The following is a 24,388-nucleotide window of genomic DNA, read 5'->3' on the forward strand; positions in this document are numbered from 1 at the left end:
GCAACTCGGAGGGCTTGTCATCGGCCATTCGCGGGCTAATTAATGCAGGCGCATCTTTCCGCCGGAGCTCCTCGCATGACCGATACCCCCGCCTACGTGCCGCCCAAAGTCTGGACCTGGAACAAGGAAAATGGCGGGCAGTTCGCCAGCATCAACCGCCCGATCGCCGGTCCCACCCACGACAAGGAGCTGCCTATCGGCAAGCATCCCTTCCAGCTCTATTCGCTGGCGACGCCGAACGGGGTGAAGGTCACGGTGATGCTGGAGGAGCTTCTGGCGCTCGGCCATAAGGGGGCCGAATACGACGCCTGGCTGATCAGAATAGGCAACGGCGACCAGTTCGGCAGCGGCTTCGTCGACATCAACCCGAACTCCAAGATCCCCGCGCTGATGGACCGCTCCGGACCGGAGCCGATCCGGGTGTTCGAGTCCGGCTCGATCCTGCTTTATCTCGCCGAGAAGTTCGGCGCCTTCCTGCCGAAGGACATCAAGAGCCGCACCGAGGCGATGTCCTGGCTGTTCTGGCAGATGGGCAGCGCGCCCTATCTCGGCGGCGGCTTTGGCCATTTCTACGCCTATGCGCCGTTCAAGATCGAATACGCCATCGACCGTTTCGCGATGGAGACCAAGCGCCAGCTCGACGTGCTCGACCGGCGCCTTGCCGACAACGAATATCTCGGCGGCAAGGAGTATACCATCGCCGACATGGCGGTGTGGCCCTGGTACGGCGCGCTCGCCAAGGGGCTGGTCTATGGCGCCGGCGAATTCCTCTCGGTGCAGGACTACAAGAACGTGCAGCGCTGGACCGACCAGATCGCGCAGCGCCCCGCCGTGAAACGCGGGCGCATGGTCAACCGCGTCTCCGGCGATCCCGCCAGCCAGCTGCACGAGCGGCACGATGCGAGCGATTTCGAGACGAAGACGCAGGACAAGGTCGAAGCGGCGACGTAGGTCTCGTAGGGCGGATTAGCCGAAGGCGTAATCCGCCATCTCGCAAGAAAGACGGCGGATTACGCTTCGCTAATCCGCCCTACGATCTTCGTAGGGTGGGCAAAGCGAAGCGCGCCCACGGTTTCCAGCGCAACATGGAGGGATGGTGGGCACGTCGCTGACGCTCCTTTGCCCACCCTACGAAGGCTGATCAAGGCGCGTAGGGCGGATTAGCCGCAGGCGTAATCCGCCATCTTCGTCACATGAAAGTTCGGCGGATTACGCTTCGCTAATCCGCCCTACGATCTTCGTAGGGTGGGCAAAGCGAAAGCGTGCCCACCATTCCTTGCGAGGTCGCGACGGTGGGCACGGCGCGCGAAGTGCGCGCCTTTGCCCACCCTACGGCTCTTCCCGAGCGGGAAGAGGAGAGACCTTTTACGCCATGCTTAGCTCGTGGCGTCCGACCACCATCCAGTGCACCTCGTCCGGGCCGTCGGCAAAGCGCAGATGGCGGACGTCCTGATACATCTCGGCGAGCGGGGTCCAGTGCGAGATGCCGGTAGCGCCGTGCATCTGGATCGCCTGGTCGATGATCTTGCAGGCGCGCTCGGGCACCATGGCCTTGACCATGGAGACCCAGACGCGGGCCTCCTTGTTGCCGAGCACGTCCATCGCCTTGGCCGCCTTCAGCACCATCAGCCGCATCGCCTCGATCTCGCAGCGCGCCTGGGCGATGATCTGCATGTTGCCACCGAGATGGGCGATCTTCTTGCCGAAGGCTTCGCGGGTGAGGCCACGCTGCACCATGAGATCGAGCGCCTTCTCGGCCTTGCCGATGGTGCGCATGCAGTGATGGATGCGGCCGGGGCCAAGGCGGAGCTGCGAGATCTCGAAGCCGCGGCCTTCGCCGAGCAGCATGTTCTCCTTCGGCACCCGCACATTGTTGAAGCGCATGTGCATGTGGCCGCGCGGGGCGTGGTCCTGGCCGAACACGTACATCGGCCCGAGCACCTCGACGCCGGGCGTGTCGCGCGGCACCAGGATCTGCGACTGCTGCTTGCTGGGCGCTGCATCCGAATTGGTCTTCACCATCACGATGAGGATCTTGCAGCGGGGGTCGCCGACGCCGGAAATGTAATACTTCTCGCCGTTGATCACCCATTCGTCGCCGACGAGCTTTGCCGTCGTCGAGATGTTCTTGGCATCGGAGGAGGCGACGTTCGGCTCGGTCATGACATAGGCCGAGCGGATCTCGCCGTTGAGCAGCGGCTTCAGCCACTTCTCCTTCTGCTCCTTGGTGCCGACGCGCTCCAGCACCTCCATGTTGCCGGTGTCCGGCGCCGAGCAGTTCATGCTCTCGGACGCCAGCGGGCTCTTGCCGAGCTCGGAGGCGATATAGGCGTAGTCGAGATTCTTCAGGCCCTGGCCGGTCTCGTCGTCGGGCAGGAAGAAGTTCCAGAGGCCCTCCTGCTTGGCCTTGTTCTTGGCCTTCTCCAGCACCTCGAGCTGCTTCGGCGTGAAGCTCCAGCGGTCCTCCTTGCCTTCGCCGGCCTTGGCGAACTCGATCGACATCGGCTCGACGGTGTCGCGGATGAACTTCTTGACGTGATCGTAGAGCGGCCGGACCTGGTCCGACATCCGGAGGTCGTTGAGCTCGTCGCCGGGATTGAGGGTGTAGTTGGTGGTGCGGGGAATGTAGGTGTGTTTTGTCATTGTTCCTCCCGGGGACGCTGAGATCGTTCTGGGCGCAAGAATAGTCGCAGCGCGGCCAAAGTGCGAGCGCGCATTTTTCACGCGCAGCCATGCCACGCGATGGAATATCGCGAGGGCGTTTGAAATGTTGTTTGAATGGGGTGGAGTGAGGCGGCAGGCGCGAGCCTCACTCTCCGCCGTCATCGCCCGACTTGATCGGGCGATCCAGTATCCCAGAGGCGGCAGTGATTGAATCGAGAAGCCGCGGCGTACTGGATTCCCCGCTTTCGCGGGGAATGACAGCGCCGGTTACGTCAGCTCGGCATCCGATGCATCGCGCAGATCTTGTTGCCGTCGAGGTCGCGCAAATAGGCGAGATACAGTTTGCCGCCCGGGCCCTGGCGGATGCCCGGCGGATCCTCGATTGATTTTGCGCCGGCTGCGACGCCAGCCGCGTGCCACGCATCGACCTGCTCAGGCGAATTGCAGGCAAAGCCGATCGTGCCGCCATTCGCGCAAGTCGCCGGCTCGCCGTTGATCGGCTTCGACACCGAGAACACGCCGGTCTTGGTGATGTAGAAGATGCGGTGGCCGTCGACCCTGGCCGGCCGCACTTCGAGCGTGCTCAGCAGGTCGTCGTAGAACGACTTGGCCTTGTCGAGGTCGTTGGTGCCGATCATGATGTGTGAGAACATTTGCCCATTCCCTCAATGTTGTAGCCCGGATGGAGCGCAGCGAAATCCGGGTCTTGCTTGCTTTTGGCTGTCCCGGATTGCGCTGCGCTCCATCCGGGCTACGAAAATCAAAACGCGGTGTAGCCGCCGTCGATCACGAACGTGTCGGCCGTATGATACGACGACGCCTTGCTCATCAGATACACCGCAATGCCGCCGAAATCGGATGCCTCGCCGAAGCGGCGCACCGGAATGCGGGGCATGACGTTGGCGACGAATTTTTCGTTGGCCATGAGACCGGACGTCATGTCGCTCTTGATCCAGCCCGGCAGGATCGCGTTGGCGGTGACGCCGTGGCGGGCGAGCTCGACGCCGAGCGCGCGCACCAGCGCGTTGATCGCGGCCTTGGTTGCGGCATAATGCTCGTTGCGCGCGGTGCCGAAGATCGAGGCGAGGCTGGAGGTTGCCACCAGCCGGCCGAAGGGATCGCCGGCATTGGCGCGGTCGGTCATGTGTCTCGCCGCGGCCTGGAACGCGTGGAACACGCCGTCGAGATTGGTCGCAAACATCGTGCGCCATTCCTCCTCGGTGCGCTCGATGAAGGAACGCCGGCCACCGCCGCCGATGCCGGCATTGGCGAAGCAGCCGTCGACCCGGCCGAAAATGTCGAGCGTCGCCTTCATCGCGGCATTGACCGAAGCCGGATCGGTAACGTCGCAGACCCGGGTATCGACCTTGCCTGATAGCCCCGCCATGCTCGCGGCAGCAGCCTTGTTCTTGTCGGCGTTGCGGCCCCAGATCGAGACGTTGCAGCCCTGGCTGGCGAGCGCCTGCGCGATGCCGAGGCCGATGCCGCCATTGCCGCCGGTGATCACGGCGACGCGGCCGGAGAGGTCGAAAAGGTTCATGGCGCGTTTCCTGTTTTTGGGTATGCGGCGCATCAGCCGCTGCGCGCAAGATTGCTTGCTATGCTCTGATCACCATGGACAAGACCGCGCCAAAAATCAAATATGCGCCCCGGCAAAAGTAATTCCGGTCTGCGAAACTGACGCAGGCTGCAACTGACGAGGAAACCATGCAGTTCAAACACGTCACGCTCGATTTCGATGGCTCGGTCGCGATCCTCAGGCTCGACCATCAGGAGGTGATGAACGCGGTCTCCGTGGACATGCTGGGTGGTCTCGCCGAGGCGCTCGATGCAATTGAGGAGAAGAAGGACGAGGTGCGCTGCGTGGTGCTGACCGGCGCGGGCCGCGCGTTCTGCACCGGCGCCAATCTGCAAGGCCGCAACAACCAGTCGAAGAAGACCAAGGCCGGCCTGACGCTGGAGACCGGCTTTCATCCGTTCCTGCGCCGCATCCGCAATCTGCACTGCCCGATCGTGACCGCGGTCAACGGCCCGGCGGCAGGCGCCGGCATGAGCTTCGCGCTGCTCGGCGACATGATTTTATGCGCGCGGTCCTCCTACTTCCTGCAGGCCTTCCGCCGCATCGGCCTCGTACCGGATTGCGGCTCGACCTGGCTGTTGCCGCGCCTCGTCGGCCGGGCGCGCTCGATCGAATTGTCTCTGATGGGCGAACGGCTGCCGGCGGAGAAGGCGCTGGAATGGGGCCTCGTCAACCGCGTCTATGACGACGGCGTGCTGATGGAGGAGGCCATGAAGCTCGCGCGCGATCTTGCCAGCGGCCCGACGGTGGCGCTGTCGCTGATCCGCAAGCTCTATTGGGACAGCCCCGAAAACTCCTTCGAGGATCAGCTCAATCTCGAATTCCAGTGCCAGCTTCGGGCCGGCGACACCCAGGATTTCCGCGAGGGCGTCGGCGCGTTCCTGGAGAAGCGTCCCGCGCAGTTCAAAGGCAAATGATCGAAGCCGAGCTTTCACGCAGCGTCCGGCGCTGGTGCAAGGGCGCGACCGGCATCACCGGCGCGGCCAGATTGTCGGGCGGCGCCAGTCAGGAAACCTGGCGCTTCGACATCACGCATCCCGATGGCGGGATCGGCGCGATCCTGCGCCGCTCGCCGAAGGGTTATGGCGCAGCGCCGACGCGCGCGGCGGGTCTTGCGGCTGAAGCGCAGCTGATGCAGCTCGCTTATGAGGCCGGCGTGCCGTCGCCGCGCGTGATGCATGTGCTCGTGCCGGAGGATGATCTCGGCACCGGCTTCATCATGCAAAGGGTCGAGGGCGAGACCATCGCGCGCAAGATTCTTCGCGATGACGAATATGCGGCGGCGCGGCCGCATCTGGCGCGGCAGATCGGCGGCATTCTTGCTGGCCTTCATCGGCTGCCAAAGGACAAGCTGCCCGAGCTTCGCAGCAGGTCGGCGACGCAGGAGATTTCCGAGTTCCAGCGCGATTATCGCAGCCTGAACTGGCCCAAGCCGGTGTTCGAGCTGGCGCTGCGCTGGCTGCGCGACAACGATCCGGGTCCGTCGGCTGAGGAGACGCTGGTGCACGGCGATTTCCGCAACGGCAATCTCATCATCGGCCGCAATGGCGTGCGCGCGGTGCTCGACTGGGAGCTCGCCCATCTCGGCGATCCCATGGAGGATCTCGGCTGGGTCTGCGTCAACTCCTGGCGTTTCGGCGAGATCGACAAGCCCGTCGGCGGCTTTGGCTCGCGCGAGGAGCTGTTCGCGGGCTATGAGGCTGCGGGCCGCCAAGTCGATCCGGTGCGCGTGAAATTCTGGGAAGTGATGGGCACGCTGCGCTGGGGCATCATGTGCGGCGGCATGATGCAGCGCTTTCGCGAGGGGCCTGACCATTCCATGGAACGCGCCATGATCGGCCGCCGCGCGAGCGAAACCGAGATCGATCTGTTGCGGCTCTTGGCGCCGCGCGGGAGCTGACGCATGCAGGACGAACCAACCCCGATCGAGCTGACCAAGTCAGTCGCCGATTTCTTGCGCAACGACATCACCCCGCTGATCTCCGGCCACCAGGCCTTCAAGCTGCGCGTCGCCATCAACATCCTCGATCTCGTGACGCGCCAGCTGACGCGGGAAGAGGGGAGTGATGCTGCGGAGGTCGAGCGCCTGCGCGCGCTGCTCGGCACGGATGGATCGGTGGCGGAACTCAACCACACGCTCGCCGAGCGCATCGCCAACGGCGAGGTTGGCCTCGCAACGCCGGGCCTCGCCGAGCATCTGTGGGCGACCACCATGGACAAGCTCGCCGTCGATCAGCCGAACTACGCGTCGTACAAGCGGGAGCTGGGGCGAGGCGGGTAGGCAGCGCCACATTCTCCGCTGTCATCGCCCGGCTTGACCGGGCGATCCAGTATTCCAGAGAGGGCAGCGATATACTGAGATGCCGCGGCGTGCTGGATGCCCCGGTCAAGCCGGGGCATGACAGCGGTTATGTTGGCGAAATCCGTTGTCGTGACGGGAGGGACGGTCCTACTTCCCCACCCATTTCGGCGGCCGCTTCTCGGAAAACGCCTTCGGGCCCTCGATGTAATCCTGCGAGGCCACCATCGCCTTCACCGCCGGATACTCCCGCTGCTCCTCGATCGCCTGCTCCAGCGAGACGCCGAGTCCCTTCTGGATCGCCTGCTTGGAGGCGCGGATCGACATGGGCGAGTTCTTGGTGATCATGTCCGCCCAGCGCAGCGCGCCCGACAGCGCCTCGCCCTGCGGCACCACCTCGTTGACGAAGCCGAGCTCAAAACCTTCCTTGGCGCTGACATGGCGTGCGGTGAGGATCATGCCCATGGCGCGCTTCAGCCCGATCTGCCGCGGCAGCCGGTGCAGGCCGCCGGCGAGCGCGGCAAGGCCGACGCGCGGCTCGGGCAGGGCGAAGGTCGCATTCTCCGAGGCGATGATGAGGTCGCACGCCAGCGCGATCTCGAAGCCGCCGCCCATCGCGACGCCATTCACCGCGGCGATGATCGGCTTGTCGCAGTCGAAGCGCGCGGTGAGGCCGGCAAAGCCGCCCTTGTCCCAGCCGCGTTTTCCTCCCGCTGCCTGCCATTTCAGATCGTTGCCGGCGCAGAACGCCTTGTCGCCGGCGCCGGTGACGATCGCGACCCACTGCTCGGCATCCGCGGAGAAATCGTCGAACACCTTCTGCAGCTCGAAATGCGCATCGGTGTGCAGCGCGTTGTAGACCTCGGGACGCGACAGCGTGACGATCGTGATCGGCCCCTTGCGTTCCACCTTTGAGAATTTCAGCTCCATCGCGCGCTCCCGCATTTTCTTCCGAAGGAATATTGCCGGCATATTACCGCGCGTGGGCGCTGGGGCACCATCGAATTGCGCTGGTGCGCCTTGCGCGCGTCACACGCCTCGCTTTGCTTGACTTGCACGCGCTCTTCTCAGCTTAATCGCACGAAGCGGAAATGCGCCTAGCGCCTTAACGCAAAACGATAAAATCAATCCGGGAGAGAACCTGTGGATTTCTCATTGCCAGCCGATCTCGTCGCCTATCTCGGAGAGCTCGATCGTTTCATCGAACACGAGATCAAGCCGCTGGAAGAGGCCGACGACAACATCCGCTTCTTCGATCATCGCCGCGAATGGGCGCGCACCGATTTCGAGAATGGCGGCCTGCCGCGGCATGAATGGGAGGCTTTGCTGCGCAAGGCGAAAGATCTCGCCGACGCGGCCGGTCATCTGCGCTTTCCGGTGCCGAGGCAATATGGCGGCAAGGATGGCTCCAATCTCTGGATGGCCGTGATCCGCGAGCATTTTGCCGCAAAGGGTCTCGGCCTGCACAACGATCTGCAGAACGAGCATTCCATCGTCGGCAACTTCCCCGTCGTCACCATGCTCGATCGCTATGGCCGCGACGATCAGAAGGCGATGATCGACGGCTCGATCAGGGGCAAGTACCGCATCACGTTCGGCCTGACCGAGCCGCATCACGGCTCCGACGCCACCCACATGGAGACGCGCGCGGTGCCCGCCACCCGCGACAACGTCAAGGGCTGGATCATCAACGGCGAGAAGATGTGGACCACAGGCATGCACGTCGCGACGCATTGTGCGCTGTTTGCGCGCACTGGCGGCAATGACGGCGACGCCCGCGGCATCACCTGCTTCCTGGTGCCGGCCAAGAGCCCTGGCGTCAAGGTCGAGGAATATATGTGGACCTTCAACATGCCGACCGACCACCCCCGCGTCAGCTTTACCGACGTGTTCGTGCCTGAGGATGCGCTGTTCGGCGAGGTCGGCCGCGGCCTGTCGCTGGCGCAGTGTTTCGTGCATCAGAACCGTATCCGCCAAGCTGCGAGCTCGCTGGGCGCGGCGGTCTATTGCATCAACGAGAGTGTGAAATACGCGCGCGAGCGCAAGCCGTTCGGACGGGCGCTCGCCGAGAACCAGGCGATCCAGTTCCCGCTGGTCGAGCTTGCGACGCAGGCCGAGATGCTGCGCCTTCTGATCCGCAAGACCGCCTGGGAGATGGACCAGCTCACCGAGGAGCAGATCGAGCGCACGCTCTCGGATCGCGTCTCGATGTGCAACTACTGGGCAAACCGCCTCGCTTGCGAATCCGCCGACCGCGCCATGCAGGTCCACGGCGGCATGGGCTACTCACGCCACAAGCCGTTCGAGCACATCTACCGCCACCACCGCAGGTATCGTATCACGGAGGGCAGCGAAGAGATCCAGATGCGCAAGGTGGCGGGATTCCTGTTCGGTTATATGGGGCCGGGGAAGCATTGAGGCTTGCACTGCAATCGTAGGGTGGGCAAAGCGGAAGCGTGCCCACCACACCTTGAATACGGAACGAGATCGTGGGCACGGCGCTTTGCGCCTTTGCCCACCCTACGGCACCGCGGATCAATTCACCCGTCGATTCTTCCCCGCCCAATACGGCTCGCGCAACTGCCGCCGCAGGATCTTGCCGCTCGGATTCCGCGGCAGGGCCGGCAGGAACTCAACGCTCTTCGGCGTCTTGTAGCCGGCGATGCGCGTCCGGGTGAAGTTGATGATGTCGGTGACGCTCGCCTCTTTGCCCGGCTTCATCACCACGACGGCCTTCACCGCCTCGCCCCATTTGTCGTCGGGCACGCCGATCACCGCGGCTTCGGCCACATCCGGGTGATCGCACAGCGCGCTCTCGACCTCGGCGGGGTAGATGTTCTCGCCGCCCGAGATGATCATGTCCTTGATGCGGTCGTGGATGTAGAGATAGCCGTCCTCGTCCATATAGCCGGCATCGCCGGTGCGCAGCCAGCCGTCGGAACGAAGCGTCGCGGCGGTCGCCTCCGGTAAATTCCAGTAGCCCGCCATGTTGGAGCCCGAGCGCGTCGCGATCTCGCCGACCTCTCGTGGCGGCAACGGCTTGCCGTCGAGGTCGAGGATTGCGATTTCGATACCCGGCAGCGCCTTGCCCGCCGAGCGCATCCGCTCCAGCCCTTCGACGTGATCCTCCGGCGGCAGCGCGACGATGGTGCCGGTGGTCTCGGTCATCCCATACAGCTGCACGAAGCCGCATTTGAAAACCTCGATGCACTCCTTCAGCAGCGCCGCCGGTATGGGCGAGGCGCCATAGAGCATGTATTTCAGCCGCGAGAAATCGACCGTCCTGGCGCGTGGCTGCCGCACCACGAATTGCATCGCCGCCGGCACCATGAACAGCTTTGTGATGCCCGACTGCTCGAAGAAATCCAGAATCTTGGTCGGATCGAATTCGCGCGCGATCACGCCGCGGGCGCCGTGATATAGGCCCATCACACCCCAGCCGGAACCGCCGATGTGGAAGACCGGCATCGCCACCAGCGAGACGTCGTCGGTCGACCACCGGTTCCACTCCGGCTTGTCCTCGGCATTGCCCGATTGCACCAGGTTGAGGAAGTTGGCGTGGCTCAGCATCGCGCCCTTCGGCTTGCCCGTGGTGCCCGAGGTGTAGAGCTGGATCGCGATGTCGCGCGTCGCGATCGGCACCCCGGGATCGTCGCCGCTCTGCGCATCGCGCCAGGCCGGAAAATCCTGCCATTCCGGCGCGCCGCCTTCGGTGGTGATGACAGTGCGCACGCCCGGCAGCTGGTCCCTGATCTGGCGGACCTGCGTGATGAACTCCGGCCCGACGAACAGCACCGCGGCCTTGCAATCGTCGACGATGAAGGCGACCTCGGGCCCCGCGAGACGCCAGTTCACCGGCGCCATCACCACGCCCGCCTTCATCGCGCCCATCAGCAGCTCGAAATAGAGGTCGCTGTTCTTGCCGAGATAGGCGATGCGGTCGCCCTTGTTGACGCCCACCGCAATCAGCGCGTTGGCGACCTTGTTGGTCCTCGCGTCGAATTCGGCAAAGCTGGTGGTGCGGCCCTCGAACTCGTAGGCGATGGCGTTGCCGCGGCTTTTAGCGCGCTCGCGCACCATGTCGGCGAGAGTTGTCAATGGCTGTGTGGACATGTTTCTCCCGTGGAGTCTTGTTCTTATGCCGCGGAGTTTGGCGTCATCCGCGGGTGAAGACAAGATGGGGCCCGGCTGTCGTCCCGGACAAGCGCGCTTCAAGCGCGCGCAGATCCGGGATCCATAGCCACAGGGAGAAGTTTTGCGAAGACTCGGAGTTACCGTCTCGCGCCACAACTCCTCCCTGTGGTTATGGGTCCCCGCGGTCGCGGGGACGACAGGTGAGGGTGGGGCGAAGACGTCAGCCCCTTACATGCCTCCGCATTCGCGCCAGACAACTACCCCCGCTTCGCCCGGTCCTTCTCGTTCTGCGCCATGATGCTCTCCCGCGCGGTTTTCCAGTCGTCGTCGCTCCAGTCGCGGAGCTGGTAGAAATTGCCGCCCATGGCGAGCGCCTGCGCGCCATCCATGGCGATGGTCTCGCCGTTGATCCAGTCGCAGCCGCCGGAGATCAGGAACACCGCGACGTTCTGCAGTTCCTCCATGGTGCCGACGCGGCCCATCGGGTTCATCGCCTTGGTGCGCGCGCCGGCCTCGTCACCCGGCTTGATGCGCTTGCTCATGCCCTCGGTCGGGATCTCGCCGGGCGCGATGGTGTTGAGGCGGATGCCGTAGCGGCCCCATTCGGCCGCGAGCGACATCGTCATGGCATGGATCGCCGACTTGCTCATCGCCGACGGCACCACGTAGGGCGAGCCGTTGCGCACCCAGGTCGTGGTAATCGACACCACGTTGCCGGGCTGCTTGGCCGCGATCCAGCGCTTGCCGATCGCCTGCGTCACGTAGAACGTGCCGTGCATGACGATGTTGGCGACTGCGTCGAAGCCGCGCGGCGACAGCTCCTCGCTGCGCGAGATGAAATTGCCGGCGGCGTTGTTGATGAGATCGGTCAGCGGCGCGTCGCGGAAGATGGTCTCCACCATCTCCTCGACCGCGAGTGCGTTGCGGATGTCGACGCCGTGACTGGTGACGCGGCCGCCATACTCGGCCATCAGCTCGGTCGCGGTCTCGTCGCATACGATCTTGCGCCGGCCGCAGATATGCACCTCGGCGCCGAGCTGGAGGAAGCGGGCCGCCATCGACTTGCCGAGTCCAGTGCCGCCGCCGGTCACGAGAATGCGCCGTCCGGCCAGAAGATTTTCCTTGAACATGGCTGTTTCTCCCGTACGGAATGTCAGTTAATTGGTCGATTGACTAAATCCGGCCGCCGGCGTCCTGTAAAGCGGCACTGAACAAGAACAGGCAAGAACCAGGGGAGAATTGATCCATGGAAGAGCGCGTCTCGATCTCGATCTCGGAAGGCGTCGCCGACGTGCGCTTGGTGCGCGCCGACAAGATGAATGCGCTGGATCAGGCGATGTTCGAGGCCCTTGTCGCCGCAACCGACCGGCTTTCGAAGGACAAGAGCGTGCGCGCTGTGGTCCTTTCCGGCGAGGGCCGCGCCTTCTGTGCCGGTCTCGACATGGGGCGTTTTGCCGCCATGAAGGAGAAGGGCGGCAATGGAATTCCGGGTGGCGAAAATCGCGATCTCACCAAGCGGACCCACGGCCAGGCGAATTTTCCGCAGCAGGCGGTGTGGGGCTGGCGCCAGCTTCCGGTTCCCGTGATCGCGGCCGTGCACGGCGTCGCCTTCGGCGGCGGCTTCCAGCTGTCACTCGGCGCCGACATGCGCTTCCTCTCCGCGGACGCGCGGATGTCGATCATGGAGATCAAATGGGGTCTTGTGCCTGACATGGCGGGCACGCCGATCCTTGCGAGCCTCGTGCGCGACGACATCCTGCGCGACCTCACTTATACCGGCCGCATCTTCTCCGCGCAGGAGGCGATGACATACGGCCTCGCCACGCGCATCTGCGACGACCCGCGCGCGGCGGCGCTCGAAGTCGCGCGCGAGATCGCGGGAAAAAGCCCCGATGCGATCCGCGCGGCCAAGCGGCTGCTGAACAATCTCTCGGTCGATCCAGGTCCGGCACTGCTGGCGGAGTCGGTCGAGCAGCAGAAGCTGATCGGCAGCGCGAACCAGACCGAAGCGGTGCGCTCCAATCTGGAGAAGCGCGCGGCGAAGTATGCGGATTAGCTCGGTCCTCATCCCGAGGAGCCGCGCAGCGGCGTCTCGAGGGATGGGCCACGGGCTCTCATGGTTCGAGACGGCGCTTCGCGCCTCCTCACCATGAGGGGCAACTCCAGCAAAAAGAAAAACAACAATGAGCGAAACGTCTGACTTCCTCGGCATCGTCTCCGGCGACCGGCGCCGCAGCCACACTGAGGTCGGAGCCCGCGCAGACCGCATCGCCTCCGGCCTCGCCAGAATCGGCGTCCGCCAAGGCGATTGCGTCTGCATGCTGATGCGCAACGACATCGCCTTTCTGGAGGCCGCCTACGCCGCGATGCGCCTCGGGGCCTATGGCGTTCCGATCAACTGGCACTTCAAGCCGGAAGAGATCACCTACATCCTGAACGACACCGGCACGTCCGTGCTGATCGGGCACGCCGACATGCTGCATGCCCTGCGCGATGCGATCCCTGAGGGCGTCACCGTGCTCAGCGTGCCGACGCCGCCGGAGATCCTGTCCAACTACAGGATCAATCCCGATCATCTGAAGACGCCGGACTTCGCCATCGATTTCGAACCCTGGCTCGCGCAATTCCAGCCCTATGACGGCCCCGTTGTGCCGCAGCCGATGAACATGATCTATACCTCGGGCACGACAGGCCACCCCAAGGGCGTACGCCGCAACGCTCCGACGCCGGAGCAGCAGGCGGCGGGCGAGCGCATGCGCGCGATGATTTATGGGCTCAAGCCCGGCGCCCGCGCGATCCTGCCGGGCCCGCTGTATCATTCCGCGCCGAACTCGTTCGGCATCCGCGCCGGCAAGCTCGGCGGCGCGCTGGTGCTGATGCCGCGCTTCGAGGCCGAAGAATTCCTTGAACTGATTGACCACTACAAAATCGACACCATCTTCATGGTACCGACCATGTTCATCCGCCTGATGAAGCTGCCGGAGGCGGTGCGCAAGAAGTACGACGTCTCCTCGCTGCGCCACGTCATCCACGCCGCCGCGCCATGTCCGGCCGACGTCAAGCGCGCCATGATCGAATGGTGGGGGCCGGTGATCTACGAATTCTACGGCTCGACCGAGTCCAGCGCGGTGACGTTCGCGACCTCCCAGGACGCGCTGAAGAAGCCCGGCACGGTCGGCAAAATCTCGCCCGGTGCGGAGCTGCGCTTCCTCGGTGAGGACGGCCGCGTGCTCGGGGTGGGCGAGATCGGCGAGATCTATTCCCGCATGGCCGCGCTTGCCGATTTCACCTACCACAACAAGCCGGAGAAGCGCTCGGAGATCGACCGCGACGGCTTCATCACCTCAGGCGACGTCGGTTACATCGACGAGGACGGCTACGTCTTCATCTGCGACCGCAAGCGCGACATGGTGATCTCGGGCGGCGTCAACATCTACCCGGCCGAGATCGAATCGGTGCTGCACGCTGTCCCCGGCGTGCATGATTGCGCGGTGTTCGGCATCCCTGACGCCGAATTCGGCGAGGCGCTGATGGCCGTGGTGGAGCCGCAAGCCGGCGTCGCGCTCGCAGCCGCCGACGTCCGCGCCGCGCTGAAGGCGCATCTGGCCGATTACAAAGTTCCAAAACACATCGAGATCCGCAGCGGCCTGCCGCGCGAAGATTCCGGCAAGATCTTCAAGCGCCGCCTCCGCGATCCCTATTGGGAGCAGGCGGGGCGGAAGATCTGAGGCGGTGCCGTAGGGTGGGCAAAGCGACTGGTCCGCCGTAGCTCGAAGAGCGAAGGCGGAAGCGTGCCCACGTTCTGAATGTGATCCGGAAAGATTGGTGGGCACGGCGCAAACGCGCCTTTGCCCACCCTACGAGATCAGGGACAAGGAAACATCTGTCATGACCGACGCCGCCAACGAAGTCCTCTACACCGTCGCCGACCACATCGCGACCATCACCCTGAACGCGCCGGAGCGCATGAACACCATCTCCGGTCCGATGCTGAACGACCTCGCGCGCCTTTTGACCGAGGCCAACGAGGACAAGAATGTCCGCGTCGTCATCCTCACCGGCAAGGGCAAGGCGTTCTGCGCCGGCCTTGATCTGCGCAAGGAGCGCGACGGCAACGGCCTCAGCGCGGCGTCCTCTCCGACCACGATCAACCTCCGCAACACGCCGCCGACGGTATTGCAGGCGATGGACAAGCCGACCATCTGCGCCGTCAACGGCGGCGCGGCCGGCTATGGCATGGACACCGCGCTTGGGTGCGACATCCGCATCATGGCTGAGTCCTCGAAGCTCGCGGCCGCCTTCGTCAAGCGCGGCGTGGTGCCGGAATCCGGCGGCACATGGCTGCTGCCGCGCATGCTCGGCTGGGCCAAGGCGGCCGAGCTGATCTTCACCGGTCGCACGCTGAGCGCGCGCGAGTGCCTGGAATGGGGCCTTGCGAATGAGGTCGTGCCGGATGCCGAGCTGATGACCCGCGCCACGGCCATCGCCCGTGAGATCGCCGCCAACGCGCCGCTGGCGGTGCAGGCCTCCAAGCGCATGATGCGGATGGGTCTGAACGAGAATTTCCACGACCACGTCCACCACGTCTATCTCCAGCTCCTGCCGCTGTTCAAAACCCAGGACATGGCCGAGGGCATGAAGGCGTTCATGGAGAAGCGCGAGCCGAAATTCGAGGGGCGGTAGCCGGGGGCGTCTGGTACGCGTTGGAGTAGCAATCATCGAGCGGCTCGGCTAGGTTGGCGTTCCCACGCCAATCCCCTGCGATCATCCATGCCCTCATACCGTGCCGGTTTCTTCGAAGTCCCCCATGCCGCCGTCTACGTGCTGATGACGGTGACGGTCCTCGCATCGGGGTTCTGTTTCATCCAGGCGGGCGGTCCGGCGGCGCCGGCGGAGCTGCTGTATCGCTACGGCGGCATGTATGCGACCGCGATCGCGCGGCACGAATACTGGCGCCTCGTCGCCTATGGCTTCCTGCACGTCAATTTCGTCCACCTCACCATGAACATGCTGTGCCTGGTGCTGTGGGGCGCACATCTCGAGCGGCGGGTCGGGCCGGCCTATTTCCTTGTCATCTACCTGTGCGCGATGGTGTTCGGCGCCGTCATCGGCAATGGCATCCATTCGACGCCGTATTTGACGGTCGGCGCGTCCGGCGCCACCTCGGGCATCCTCGGAGCGCTGCTCTGCCTGTGGATCCTCGGCAAGCTCGACCTCAGGTTCGACTTCTTCGCGATCAATATCGGATTGAACATCGCGTTTGCGCTCGGCAATTCGCGGATCGACTGGGGCGTGCATCTCGGTGGTTTTGCGGCCGGGCTGATCGCCTGCGCGGTGCTGGACCTGATCGAGAAAGCGAATGTGTGGGTGCTTCGCTGCAAATTTCCCGAAGCCGTGAAGGTCAATCTGACACTGCTCGGGTGCGTCGTTGCGCTGTGGGCCTGGAGCGGTCAGGCCCAGGCGATCGCAGCCGGGGGTTCTGGATGGGTCCCGGCTCTCGTCGCCGTGGTCGCGTATTGCGCCGTCGTGAAGACGATTGATCTCGCACTCTCCGTCAAGAAGGGCCTTGCGATCGTCGTGGCGATTTTGGCCGGTGTGAACGCGGCCGCCGTGATGCTGTCCGGTTGGGCCCTGGCATCGTCTTGCAGCCCGCGCTGGCCCACCGGGTCTGTCCCGCTCGACAACTTACTCGCCACATTCTGCCCTAGTCCTGTTGTCATCTCGGGGCTGGCCGCGATCGGCGCCGCCGCGCTGACGCTTTGGCTCTGCTCAAAGGAGATCTCGCGCGGGATCGAGGATGTTGGGTTTGTCGGCACATCGCTGCGCGCCGAACGCAGCCGGCGTCACGGATTATGAGCTTGGAGGGGAGGGGGACATCGGGGCCGTCTTAGCAGAGACAGATTTCATGCCTATATGCACGGGATCATCCACCTCCGGATCATCCCATGACCCCCGTTTCCATGCTGCTCAACATCCTCTGGATCCTCTTCGGCGGCGCCTGGATGGCGTTCGGCTGGGTGATCGCCGCGGTCATCATGGCGATCACCATCATCGGCCTGCCCTGGGCGCGGGCAGCGTTCAACATCGCCGTCTACACGCTGTTGCCGTTCGGCTCGCGGGCGGTCAGCCGCTACGACGTGACCGGTGTCGAGGATATCGGCACCGGCCCGCTCGGCGTGATCGGCAACATCATCTGGTTCGTGCTCGCCGGCTGGTGGCTGGCGCTCGGCCACTTATTGACCGCACTGGCGCTCGCGATCACCATCATCGGCATCCCCTTCGCCTGGGCCCATCTCAAGCTCGCAGGCATCGCGCTGTGGCCGATCGGCAAGGTAATCGTGCCGGCTTGAGGCGTAGGATGGGTTTCGCAAGTGCACCCCATCCTGCGCGCTGCGGACATCAATGAGCATGCTCGCTCAGGGACGAACGCGAATGATCGTATTTCCCTTGCGTCGCCCGGTCGGATTTAAGGCGGCGACCGCATCGTCGAAGGTCGAGACCTTGCCGATGTTCGTCCGCAGTCGTCCGTCCCGCGCCCGCTGGACGATCTCACTGAGTTGGGCGCGATCCGCCTCGACGACGAAGTCGACCGCCAATCCATCGGAGGGCCGCGCCTCGGCCGGCCCGACGATGGTCACCAATGTTCCTCCGGCTCGAATGCGTTCTACCGACCGCTTCTGTATGTCACCGCCGATGACATCGAACACCAGATCGACCTTGCCGACGTCTTGCAGCGAGTCTTTGTCGAGGTCGACGAACTCGTTTGCGCCCAAATCGAGCACCGTCTGACGGTCAGCGGCGCGTCCGGTGCCGATGACGTAGGCGCCGGCCTCTCGTGCGAGTTGCGTCACCATCGACCCGACTGCGCCGGCCGCGCCGTGTGCCAGGATGCTCTGCCCCGATTTGAGACGGCCATGCTGGAACAGCCCTTGCCATGCGGTCAGCCCCGAGATCGGCAGGCTCGCCCCCACTGTGAACTCGACGTCGCCCGGCAGCGGCGCAAGATTGCGCGCCTCGATCGCCACATACTCGGCCAGCGTGCCGTCGCGATACCAGTCCGCCAGGCCGAACACCCGCTGTCCTAACACCAGCCCTGTCGTTCCATAGCCAAGAGCAGTGACCACTCCGGCCAGCTCGTGTCCAGGGATCGATGGTGTTCGGTCGCGATCGAGGCGATCAGTCCAGGTCGAAGGCCACGTCAGCTCAGTCGGGACAAATCCCGACGCATGAACCTGAACCACGACGTCGTTTATCGCAGCCTGCGGCTCGGGCCGGTCCACCAGCTTCATCCCCGCCGTTCCCGCGGCCTGTTCCGTTACAACGATCGCCTTCATTGGATTGTCTCCTCAGTCATTGTCTCTTGACCCAACGGTTGCAGTCAGTGTGAGCCGCGACGGCTATCCACAAACTGCCAGACAGTGTGGAAGTGTCCGCGGTCTGCATTGACACGGGCTCCCACTGAGACTGCCGATCGGGATCGCTTCGTTCGTGGTACTAGCAGTTAGATGCGTCACGCCTGGTGATGAGACCAGTACCAAGATTGCAAAATTCGGCTGTACCAAGGGCCATTGAGACGGCGAACAGATTGCCAGAGCTGACAACCCTATCCAGGCCCAGCTCGGCGTCCAGGCAGTTGCTGCCCGGAATTCCTGGCGGTCGATGGCAACGGGCGGCCTTCCGGCCGCACGATACCTTGTGATCACGAGGGTATCGTCGCCACATTGCGCAATGCAGACGGACTCAGCCCGTAGGATGGGTAGGCGCCAGCGAAACCCATCAATCGCTCCGCCTGTGACGAAGCAGGATGGCTTTCGCAAGTGCTCAACCCATCCTAGGTGCCGACGTCACTTTTCGAGTTCGACGATTTCGAAGGACGGCTCAACGCCGGAAAGTACGTCCATGCAGCCCCACCCGGTGATAAACTGGTAATGTTGCACAGGACGATGAACCTTCTTCCATGTCGCCGACTGCGCATCGGCGAACGCGGCACCGTCGACGCGGTAGGCGAAATGTCGGGGAACGAGACCTTCGTTTCTCGTGGGCTGTTCTTCAGTACTGAGCGGCATCTCGTCCAAAAGACGCACGATGGTCGCGCCATCGAAGCGAACGCGAAGGCTTCGCTTTTCAGTCGCAGGCAGTAGAAAGTCCGCCACCAGGCATTCTGCCTCCCACCTGATGGAGAGAAGGTCGCTCTCGTCGCAGTCAAACGTTACGCCTGCATCGATGGGAGAATACTTCGGCATGGCCTGGTTCAGAGCGTAAGCGAAACCCATCGAGCTCCGCCGACGACGCAACATGATGGGTTTCGCAAGGCTCAACCCGTCCTACGCGCTAGCAGACGCGAAGCCGATCATCAAAGCTTAGGCAATACGCCTTCGCGTGTAGAAAAGTACCAAGGCGAAGATTGAGTACGCAAGACCAAACCCCGCCATTACAATGAAATAAAGCAGCGCCGTGAAGGCGTTTGTCGGCTCGCTCGCTGCGTCCGGGTCTATTCTGCCCCATAGACTAATGAACGTGGGCAAGGCCGCTAACAAACATCCGAAAACGCAGAGGTGGATGATCCATCGCCTGCCTTGCGCCCGCAGGGCAAATACTCCACCCACAATTGTCACGAAAATGGGGGCTAGCCAGCTCCAACCGAAGATCATCAAGAAGAAGTCCGCCATTAGCCGAACTGCACATTGTGAATGTGAATGGCGTGCCATGTCGTTGTTATCTGCGTCTTTACGTTCATGACGGCCGTTCAATTGACTATCCTTATCATATTCCTCGGGGTGCCCGTCGGGCAAAACACACCACATGCAGGTCAAGCGCTGGCGCTGCAAAATATTCTGATTGACCGAATTCGTTATTTCGGCTAAACCGCATTCCATCCCGGCCCGTCAAAGGGGCGTTTCGCGATCGTCACGATACGTAGGCCGGGATGCGATGGACGCGGCAGCGCCGGCGCGTGAGGTGATGGCAGGGCGGGCAAATCCCGTGAGCCATTGCGATCCGCGGCACGACACGGCGCGGTCACAGCGTTTCTTTTCGGCGTCGGGGGCGAGCACGCGCGAGCTTCCGGCTGTCCGGGGAGGGACGTCCGCGGACGGCAAAAGCGTGTGGTCCTGACGCCCGCAGTCTGGCGTCAAGGCTTGCGGTGGTGAGGCGCCCCGACCGGGTGCGCGCATCAGTGATCCGCAAGGCGACGGGGGCAATAGTGCATCGCTCCCCGGGGAGAGCGCGCCATAAGCCGTAAAACCATTGCGCAGGGAAGGCCGGGATGTCCCGGCGTCACCTGTGGTCACCCCGCGTGCGTCTTGTCGCGTGCGGACCTTCGGGTGCCAGCCGGCGCCTGGCCTTCCCTGCGCCCTCTGTTCTCGATGAGGGCGAAACGGACAGCAAAGCTCGGGCGGAATACGCCGCGAGAAGGCGAAGGCGTGCTTATCGGTACAAAGAGAAAGCCTCGTGCCCCGGACGCAGCGAGCGCGACGCGTCTTCGCGGCGTGGTGCGCTGCTGAGCCGGGGCCCAGAAGGCGGCAGGGACGGTGTGGCTTTTGGGGTCCCGGCTCTGCGCAGCAACGCTTGAGCGTTGCAGGCGCGTCCGGGACACGAGCGTGGCCGCCAGTTTGCACCGCCTCCAACTTCGTCTTGCACTGCGGTAGAAAAATATCGCACACTCCGCTGGGCCGAGGAGCCCAGGAAGCTCTTCAAGGGAGCTCTTGAAGAGGAGCGAGCCATGTCCCTCCAGACCATATCATCCGACGGCGCTGAACATCGCGCCAATCGCCCTGAGGACGCCCAGGCGCTGGAGGCCGATGCGCGGCTGCGGGACGACATCCGCCTGCTCGGGCGCATCCTCGGCGACACCGTGCGCGATCAGGAGGGCGCCGATGTGTTCGATCTGGTCGAGCGCATCCGGCAGACCTCGATCCGGTTCCACCGCGACGAGGACCGGCTCGCCCGCCGCGAGCTCGAGCAGATCCTCGACAGCATGTCGACCTCCGAGACGGTGCGGATCGTCCGCGCCTTCAGCTATTTCTCCCACCTCGCCAACATCGCCGAGGATCAGAACAACATCCGCCAGATGCGCGCCCGCAGCGCTGCGAAGAACGGCGGCTCCGGCGTGCTGGCGGAAACGCTCGCCCATGCCCGGGACGCCGGCATCAAGCCCGATCAACTCCGCAGCTTCTTCAAGTCCGCGCTGGTGAGCCCGGTCCTGACCGCGCATCCGACCGAGGTGCGCCGCAAGAGCACGATGGACCGCGAGATGGAGGTCGCAGGCCTGCTCGACCGCCGCGAGCGCGTGGCGCTGACCGCGGAGGAGGCCGATGCCAGCGATGAGCAGCTGCGCCGCGAGGTGCTGACGCTGTGGCAGACCAACCTGCTCCGCCGGACCAAGCTCAACGTGCTCGACGAGGTCGCCAACGGCCTGTCGTTCTATGATTACACCTTCCTGCGTGAGGTGCCGCGGCTGGTCAACGCGCTGGAGGACCGGCTGGAGGAGGGCGGCGAGCAGGCCGCCTCCGAGCTCGCCTCGTTCCTGCGCATGGGCAGCTGGATCGGCGGCGACCGCGACGGCAATCCCTTCGTCACTGCCGACGTGATGCGCGGCACGCTGCGTCTGCAGTCGAGCCGGGTGATGCAGTTTTATCTGAACGAGCTGCACGTGCTCGGCTCGGAATTGTCGATCGCGGCGCATCTTGCCGACGTCTCGGAAGAGCTGCGCAACCTGGCGGAGCGCTCGCCGGATACCTCGCCGCACCGGAGTGGCGAGCCTTATCGTCTGGCGGTCTCCGGCATCTACGCGCGCCTGACCGCGACGGCCGAAAAGCTCGCAGTCGAGATCACGCGCCGGCCGGTCGGCAAGGGTGCGCCATATGCGAGCGTGAAGGAGCTGCAGGCCGATCTCGACGTGCTGCACCGCTCGCTGATCTCCAACAATGCCCGCGTCATCGCCCGCGGCCGGCTGCGGCTGCTGCGGCGCGCGGTGGACTGCTTCGGCTTCCACCTGGCGCGGCTCGACATCCGCCAGAACTCGGCGGTACACGAACGCACCATCGCCGAGCTGATGGACGCCGCCAATCCCGGCATGTCCTATCTCGCGCTCGGCGAAGAGGCGCGCATCTCGCTGCTCACCAATGAATTGCGCTCGACGCGCGCGCTGGTCTCGCCCTTCGTCAAGTACAGCGACGAGACCATGGGCGAGCTCAACGTCTTCCATGCCGCCGCTGAAGCGCATGCGATGTTCGGTTCGGACGCCATTCCCCAATGCATCATCTCGATGTGCAAGGGCATGTCCGACATGCTCGAGGTCGCGGTGCTGCTAAAAGAGGTCGGCCTCGTCCATCCCTCCGGGCGCAGCGCCATCAACATCGTGCCGCTGTTCGAGACCATCGAGGATCTGCAGGCCTCCAGCGGCATCATGGATCGCATGCTGTCGCTGCACGATTACCGCCGCCTCGTCGACAGCCGCGGCAGCGTGCAGGAGGTCATGCTCGGCTATTCCGACAGCAACAAGGACGGCGGCTTCGTCACCTCGGGCTGGGAGCTCTACAAGGCCGAGATCGGTCTCGTCGACGTGTTCGAGCGGCATCACGTTCGGCTGCGCCTGTTCCACGGCCGCGGCGGCTCGGTTGGCCGCGGCGGCGGTCCCAGCTATGACGCCATCATCGCGCAGCCCGGCGGCGCGGTGAACGGCCAGATCCGCATCACCGAGCAGGGCGAGATCATCTCGTCGAAATATTCCAACGCCGAGGTCGGCCGCAACAATCTGGAGATCCTCGCCGCCGCAACGCTGGAGGCGAGCCTGCTCAATCCGCGCCAGAGCGCGCCGCGCCGCGAATATCTGACCGCGATGGATGAATTGTCGAACCTCGCGTTTAGAGCTTATCGCGGCCTGGTCTATGAGACCGACGGTTTCGTCGACTATTTCTGGGCGTCCACCGTCATCAACGAGATCGCGACGCTGAACATCGGCAGCCGTCCGGCCTCGCGCAAGAAGACGCGCGCGATCGAGGATCTGCGCGCGATTCCCTGGGTGTTCTCCTGGGCGCAATGCCGCTTGATGTTGCCGGGCTGGTACGGCTTTGGCAGCGCGGTCGAGCAGTGGATCGCGGAGCATCCGCAACAGGGCATGCCGTTCCTGAAAGAGCTCTACAGGGAATGGCCGTTCTTCCGCATGCTGCTCTCGAACATGGACATGGTGCTCGCGAAAAGCTCGATCGCAATCGCCTCGCGCTATGCCGAACTCGTGCCCGACGAAGCCTTGCGGGAGAAGATTTTCGGCCGCATTCGCCGCGAGTGGCATTCCTGCATCGAGACGCTGCTCGACATCATGGGGCAGGACCGCTTGCTGCAGGGCAATCCGCTGCTGGAGCGCTCCGTGCGCCACCGCTTCCCCTATCTCGATCCGCTCAACCACGTGCAGGTCGAGCTGTTGAAGGAGCACCGCGCGCAGAACCCGGACGAGCAGGTCCTGCGCGGGATTCAGCTGACCATCAATGGGATTTCGGCGGGGCTGCGGAATACGGGGTAAATGCGAATGGCGAATAGGGAGTAGCGAATGGATTCTATTCGCCATTCGCCACCCACCATTCGCCTATCTCAACAGAAATGCGCGCCCTGCGTCTCCACATAGACCGCGTACAGCGACTGGCTCGCGGTCATGAACAGGCGGTTGCGCTTCTTGCCGCCGAAGCAGACATTGGCGCAGGTCTCGGGCAGCAGGATCTGTCCGATGCGCGCGCCGTCGTTCGGCGCGAACACCTGCACGCCGTCATAGCCGGGACCGACCCAGCCGGCGCCGACCCAGATGTTGCCCTCGGTGTCGACGCGTAATCCGTCGGGGAAGCCCGACTTGCCGTCGAGCGTCATGTCGATCAGCTTCTTCGGGTTCGACAGTTTGGCGCCGTCGATGTCGTAGGACCACACCACGTTCTTGGCCTCAGGGTAATGCGTGATGCCGGTGTCGCAGACATAGAGCTTCTTGTAGTCGTGGCTGAAGGCGATGCCGTTCGGCTTGAACGGCTCGTCCGCGACCTTGGCCACCTGTCCGGTCTGGGCATCTATGCGATAGACGGCTTCCTTCTGGTGCGGCTGCAGCGAACCGGTATTGGCCAGCTTGCCCTCGTAGATGCTGATCGCGCCGTAGCCGGGATCGGTGAACCAGATCGACTTGTCGTTGGGATGCACCACCATGTCGTTGGGGCCGTTAAGCGGCTTGCCACCGGCCTGCTCGGCCAGCGCCGTCACCGAGCCGTCGTGCTCATAGCGGATGAGGCGCGTGCGCTCGGCGCTGAGCTGGCGTCCCTCTGTGTCGAACGAATTGCCATTGGCCTCGTTCGACGGCTTGTGGAACTGCTCGGAGATGTGGCCATCGTCGTCGAGGTAGCGCAGCTGCCGGTTGGCGGGGATATCGCTCCAGACTAGATATTGTCCCTGCGCATTCCACGCCGGCCCCTCCGCCCACAGGCAACCGGTGTAGAGCCGCTTGATCGCGGTGTTGCCGACCTTGGCCTTGAAGCGCTTGGGGTCGATGGCGATGATGTCGGGGTCGGGATAGCGCTGCGGCTCGGCATTGGCGCCGAAGTCGCGGGCGTCGGCTCGCGAGGCGAGGACAGTGGATGCGGCGAGAGCCGCCGTGCCTTTGAGCAGCGTGCGGCGGCCGAGGCCGCCCGTTACAGAGGTGTCGTCGGAGTTGGTCAGTGTTCTTGTCATGGTTTCCTCCC

At 64.0% G+C, this 24,388-nt stretch carries 21 protein-coding genes; 11 read left to right on the forward strand and 10 right to left on the reverse strand.

From position 1 onward, the window contains the following. The first annotated feature begins 75 nt into the window (after positions 1-75). Positions 76-951, forward strand: a complete 876-nt coding sequence (yghU, locus tag GGD65_RS28215) for a glutathione-dependent disulfide-bond oxidoreductase (protein ID WP_183237315.1) — start codon at positions 76-78, stop codon at positions 949-951. A gap of 414 nt (positions 952-1,365) precedes the next feature. On the opposite strand, the gene GGD65_RS28220 is transcribed toward yghU, so the two are convergent. From GGD65_RS28220 to GGD65_RS28230, 3 genes are all read right to left on the reverse strand, one after another. Beyond that, the gene (locus GGD65_RS28220; RefSeq protein WP_183237316.1) at positions 1,366-2,643 is read right to left on the reverse strand and encodes an acyl-CoA dehydrogenase family protein; all 1,278 of its coding nucleotides are present in this window, start codon (positions 2,641-2,643) and stop codon (positions 1,366-1,368) included. 293 nt (positions 2,644-2,936) lie between these two features. Beyond that, positions 2,937-3,317, reverse strand: coding sequence for a VOC family protein (locus GGD65_RS28225; RefSeq protein ID WP_018315635.1), 381 nt, complete (start codon positions 3,315-3,317; stop codon positions 2,937-2,939). Between the two features lie 107 nt (positions 3,318-3,424). Then, the gene (locus GGD65_RS28230) at positions 3,425-4,204 is read right to left on the reverse strand and encodes an SDR family NAD(P)-dependent oxidoreductase (protein ID WP_183237317.1); all 780 of its coding nucleotides are present in this window, start codon (positions 4,202-4,204) and stop codon (positions 3,425-3,427) included. 167 nt (positions 4,205-4,371) lie between these two features. Here GGD65_RS28230 and GGD65_RS28235 point away from each other — a divergent pair, with 167 nt between their 5' ends. From GGD65_RS28235 to GGD65_RS28245, 3 genes are read left to right on the forward strand one after another with little or no spacing between them, the layout of a single operon-like run. Next, complete coding sequence (locus GGD65_RS28235) at positions 4,372-5,160, forward strand: enoyl-CoA hydratase/isomerase (RefSeq protein WP_018315636.1); 789 nt, start codon at positions 4,372-4,374, stop codon at positions 5,158-5,160. After that, positions 5,157-6,143: a phosphotransferase family protein gene (locus tag GGD65_RS28240; RefSeq protein WP_183237318.1), complete on the forward strand. Its 987-nt coding sequence runs from the start codon at positions 5,157-5,159 to the stop codon at positions 6,141-6,143. Before GGD65_RS28235 ends, GGD65_RS28240 begins: the two co-directional genes overlap by 4 nt. Before the next feature lie 3 nt (positions 6,144-6,146). Beyond that, entirely contained in the window at positions 6,147-6,524 is a 378-nt protein-coding gene (locus GGD65_RS28245; protein ID WP_018315638.1) for a DUF6285 domain-containing protein, read from the forward strand. A gap of 168 nt (positions 6,525-6,692) precedes the next feature. Here GGD65_RS28245 and GGD65_RS28250 read toward each other — a convergent pair whose 3' ends face one another. Continuing rightward, entirely contained in the window at positions 6,693-7,472 is a 780-nt protein-coding gene (locus tag GGD65_RS28250) for an enoyl-CoA hydratase-related protein (protein ID WP_179740068.1), read from the reverse strand. 213 nt (positions 7,473-7,685) lie between these two features. Here GGD65_RS28250 and GGD65_RS28255 point away from each other — a divergent pair, with 213 nt between their 5' ends. Further along, positions 7,686-8,960, forward strand: coding sequence for an acyl-CoA dehydrogenase family protein (locus GGD65_RS28255; RefSeq protein ID WP_183237319.1), 1,275 nt, complete (start codon positions 7,686-7,688; stop codon positions 8,958-8,960). A 117-nt stretch (positions 8,961-9,077) separates the two neighbouring features. Here the strand turns inward: GGD65_RS28255 and GGD65_RS28260 are convergent, their stop codons facing one another. Beyond that, positions 9,078-10,655 carry a fatty acid--CoA ligase gene (locus GGD65_RS28260; protein WP_183237320.1) on the reverse strand — a complete coding sequence of 526 codons (1,578 nt, stop codon included), beginning with the start codon at positions 10,653-10,655 and terminating at the stop codon, positions 9,078-9,080. A 278-nt stretch (positions 10,656-10,933) separates the two neighbouring features. Then, positions 10,934-11,806 (reverse strand): SDR family oxidoreductase, encoded by an 873-nt coding sequence (locus GGD65_RS28265; RefSeq protein WP_183237321.1) that lies wholly within the window; start codon positions 11,804-11,806, stop codon positions 10,934-10,936. Between the two features lie 116 nt (positions 11,807-11,922). Between GGD65_RS28265 and GGD65_RS28270 the strand changes: the two genes are divergently transcribed. The 5 genes from GGD65_RS28270 to GGD65_RS28290 all read left to right on the forward strand — a co-directional run bounded on the left by GGD65_RS28270 (position 11,923) and on the right by GGD65_RS28290 (position 17,026). Further along, positions 11,923-12,732 (forward strand): crotonase/enoyl-CoA hydratase family protein, encoded by an 810-nt coding sequence (locus tag GGD65_RS28270; RefSeq protein ID WP_092259438.1) that lies wholly within the window; start codon positions 11,923-11,925, stop codon positions 12,730-12,732. A gap of 127 nt (positions 12,733-12,859) precedes the next feature. Beyond that, positions 12,860-14,404 carry an acyl-CoA synthetase gene (locus GGD65_RS28275; protein ID WP_183237322.1) on the forward strand — a complete coding sequence of 515 codons (1,545 nt, stop codon included), beginning with the start codon at positions 12,860-12,862 and terminating at the stop codon, positions 14,402-14,404. Positions 14,405-14,564: 160 nt separating this feature from the next. After that, positions 14,565-15,359 (forward strand): enoyl-CoA hydratase/isomerase family protein, encoded by a 795-nt coding sequence (locus GGD65_RS28280; RefSeq protein WP_179740076.1) that lies wholly within the window; start codon positions 14,565-14,567, stop codon positions 15,357-15,359. Between the two features lie 87 nt (positions 15,360-15,446). After that, positions 15,447-16,532 carry a rhomboid family intramembrane serine protease gene (locus tag GGD65_RS28285; protein WP_018315646.1) on the forward strand — a complete coding sequence of 362 codons (1,086 nt, stop codon included), beginning with the start codon at positions 15,447-15,449 and terminating at the stop codon, positions 16,530-16,532. Between the two features lie 89 nt (positions 16,533-16,621). Further along, positions 16,622-17,026 (forward strand): YccF domain-containing protein, encoded by a 405-nt coding sequence (locus tag GGD65_RS28290; protein WP_018315647.1) that lies wholly within the window; start codon positions 16,622-16,624, stop codon positions 17,024-17,026. Positions 17,027-17,092: 66 nt separating this feature from the next. Here GGD65_RS28290 and GGD65_RS28295 read toward each other — a convergent pair whose 3' ends face one another. From GGD65_RS28295 to GGD65_RS28305, 3 genes are all read right to left on the reverse strand, one after another. Continuing rightward, positions 17,093-18,010 carry an NADP-dependent oxidoreductase gene (locus tag GGD65_RS28295; protein WP_179740078.1) on the reverse strand — a complete coding sequence of 306 codons (918 nt, stop codon included), beginning with the start codon at positions 18,008-18,010 and terminating at the stop codon, positions 17,093-17,095. Between the two features lie 510 nt (positions 18,011-18,520). Next, on the reverse strand, positions 18,521-18,949 hold the full coding sequence (locus GGD65_RS28300; RefSeq protein WP_018315649.1) for a hypothetical protein: 429 nt from the start codon (positions 18,947-18,949) through the stop codon (positions 18,521-18,523). 87 nt (positions 18,950-19,036) lie between these two features. Beyond that, complete coding sequence (locus GGD65_RS28305) at positions 19,037-19,552, reverse strand: hypothetical protein (RefSeq protein WP_183237323.1); 516 nt, start codon at positions 19,550-19,552, stop codon at positions 19,037-19,039. A gap of 845 nt (positions 19,553-20,397) precedes the next feature. Here GGD65_RS28305 and ppc point away from each other — a divergent pair. Continuing rightward, positions 20,398-23,196, forward strand: a complete 2,799-nt coding sequence (gene ppc / locus GGD65_RS28310) for a phosphoenolpyruvate carboxylase (protein ID WP_183237324.1) — start codon at positions 20,398-20,400, stop codon at positions 23,194-23,196. A 68-nt stretch (positions 23,197-23,264) separates the two neighbouring features. On the opposite strand, the gene GGD65_RS28315 is transcribed toward ppc, so the two are convergent. After that, positions 23,265-24,377, reverse strand: a complete 1,113-nt coding sequence (locus GGD65_RS28315; protein WP_183237325.1) for an SMP-30/gluconolactonase/LRE family protein — start codon at positions 24,375-24,377, stop codon at positions 23,265-23,267. Between the last annotated feature and the right edge of the window lie 11 nt (positions 24,378-24,388).

It is taken from the genome of Bradyrhizobium sp. CIR18, assembly GCF_014198295.1.
In the GTDB taxonomy this organism is placed as follows: domain Bacteria; phylum Pseudomonadota; class Alphaproteobacteria; order Rhizobiales; family Xanthobacteraceae; genus Bradyrhizobium.

Bases quoted from the DNA above. Each gene is read 5' to 3' on its own strand.
- yghU (WP_183237315.1), top strand. From the start codon at position 76: ATGACCGATACCCCCGCCTACGTGCCGCCCAAAGTCTGGACCTGGAAC.
- GGD65_RS28220 (WP_183237316.1), bottom strand. From the start codon at position 2,643: ATGACAAAACACACCTACATTCCCCGCACCACCAACTACACCCTCAAT.
- GGD65_RS28225 (WP_018315635.1), bottom strand. From the start codon at position 3,317: ATGTTCTCACACATCATGATCGGCACCAACGACCTCGACAAGGCCAAG.
- GGD65_RS28230 (WP_183237317.1), bottom strand. From the start codon at position 4,204: ATGAACCTTTTCGACCTCTCCGGCCGCGTCGCCGTGATCACCGGCGGC.
- GGD65_RS28235 (WP_018315636.1), top strand. From the start codon at position 4,372: ATGCAGTTCAAACACGTCACGCTCGATTTCGATGGCTCGGTCGCGATC.
- GGD65_RS28240 (WP_183237318.1), top strand. From the start codon at position 5,157: ATGATCGAAGCCGAGCTTTCACGCAGCGTCCGGCGCTGGTGCAAGGGC.
- GGD65_RS28245 (WP_018315638.1), top strand. From the start codon at position 6,147: ATGCAGGACGAACCAACCCCGATCGAGCTGACCAAGTCAGTCGCCGAT.
- GGD65_RS28250 (WP_179740068.1), bottom strand. From the start codon at position 7,472: ATGGAGCTGAAATTCTCAAAGGTGGAACGCAAGGGGCCGATCACGATC.
- GGD65_RS28260 (WP_183237320.1), bottom strand. From the start codon at position 10,655: ATGTCCACACAGCCATTGACAACTCTCGCCGACATGGTGCGCGAGCGC.
- GGD65_RS28265 (WP_183237321.1), bottom strand. From the start codon at position 11,806: ATGTTCAAGGAAAATCTTCTGGCCGGACGGCGCATTCTCGTGACCGGC.
- GGD65_RS28270 (WP_092259438.1), top strand. From the start codon at position 11,923: ATGGAAGAGCGCGTCTCGATCTCGATCTCGGAAGGCGTCGCCGACGTG.
- GGD65_RS28275 (WP_183237322.1), top strand. From the start codon at position 12,860: ATGAGCGAAACGTCTGACTTCCTCGGCATCGTCTCCGGCGACCGGCGC.
- GGD65_RS28280 (WP_179740076.1), top strand. From the start codon at position 14,565: ATGACCGACGCCGCCAACGAAGTCCTCTACACCGTCGCCGACCACATC.
- GGD65_RS28285 (WP_018315646.1), top strand. From the start codon at position 15,447: ATGCCCTCATACCGTGCCGGTTTCTTCGAAGTCCCCCATGCCGCCGTC.
- GGD65_RS28290 (WP_018315647.1), top strand. From the start codon at position 16,622: ATGACCCCCGTTTCCATGCTGCTCAACATCCTCTGGATCCTCTTCGGC.
- GGD65_RS28295 (WP_179740078.1), bottom strand. From the start codon at position 18,010: ATGAAGGCGATCGTTGTAACGGAACAGGCCGCGGGAACGGCGGGGATG.
- GGD65_RS28300 (WP_018315649.1), bottom strand. From the start codon at position 18,949: ATGGGTTTCGCTTACGCTCTGAACCAGGCCATGCCGAAGTATTCTCCC.
- GGD65_RS28305 (WP_183237323.1), bottom strand. From the start codon at position 19,552: ATGGAATGCGGTTTAGCCGAAATAACGAATTCGGTCAATCAGAATATT.
- ppc (WP_183237324.1), top strand. From the start codon at position 20,398: ATGTCCCTCCAGACCATATCATCCGACGGCGCTGAACATCGCGCCAAT.
- GGD65_RS28315 (WP_183237325.1), bottom strand. From the start codon at position 24,377: ATGACAAGAACACTGACCAACTCCGACGACACCTCTGTAACGGGCGGC.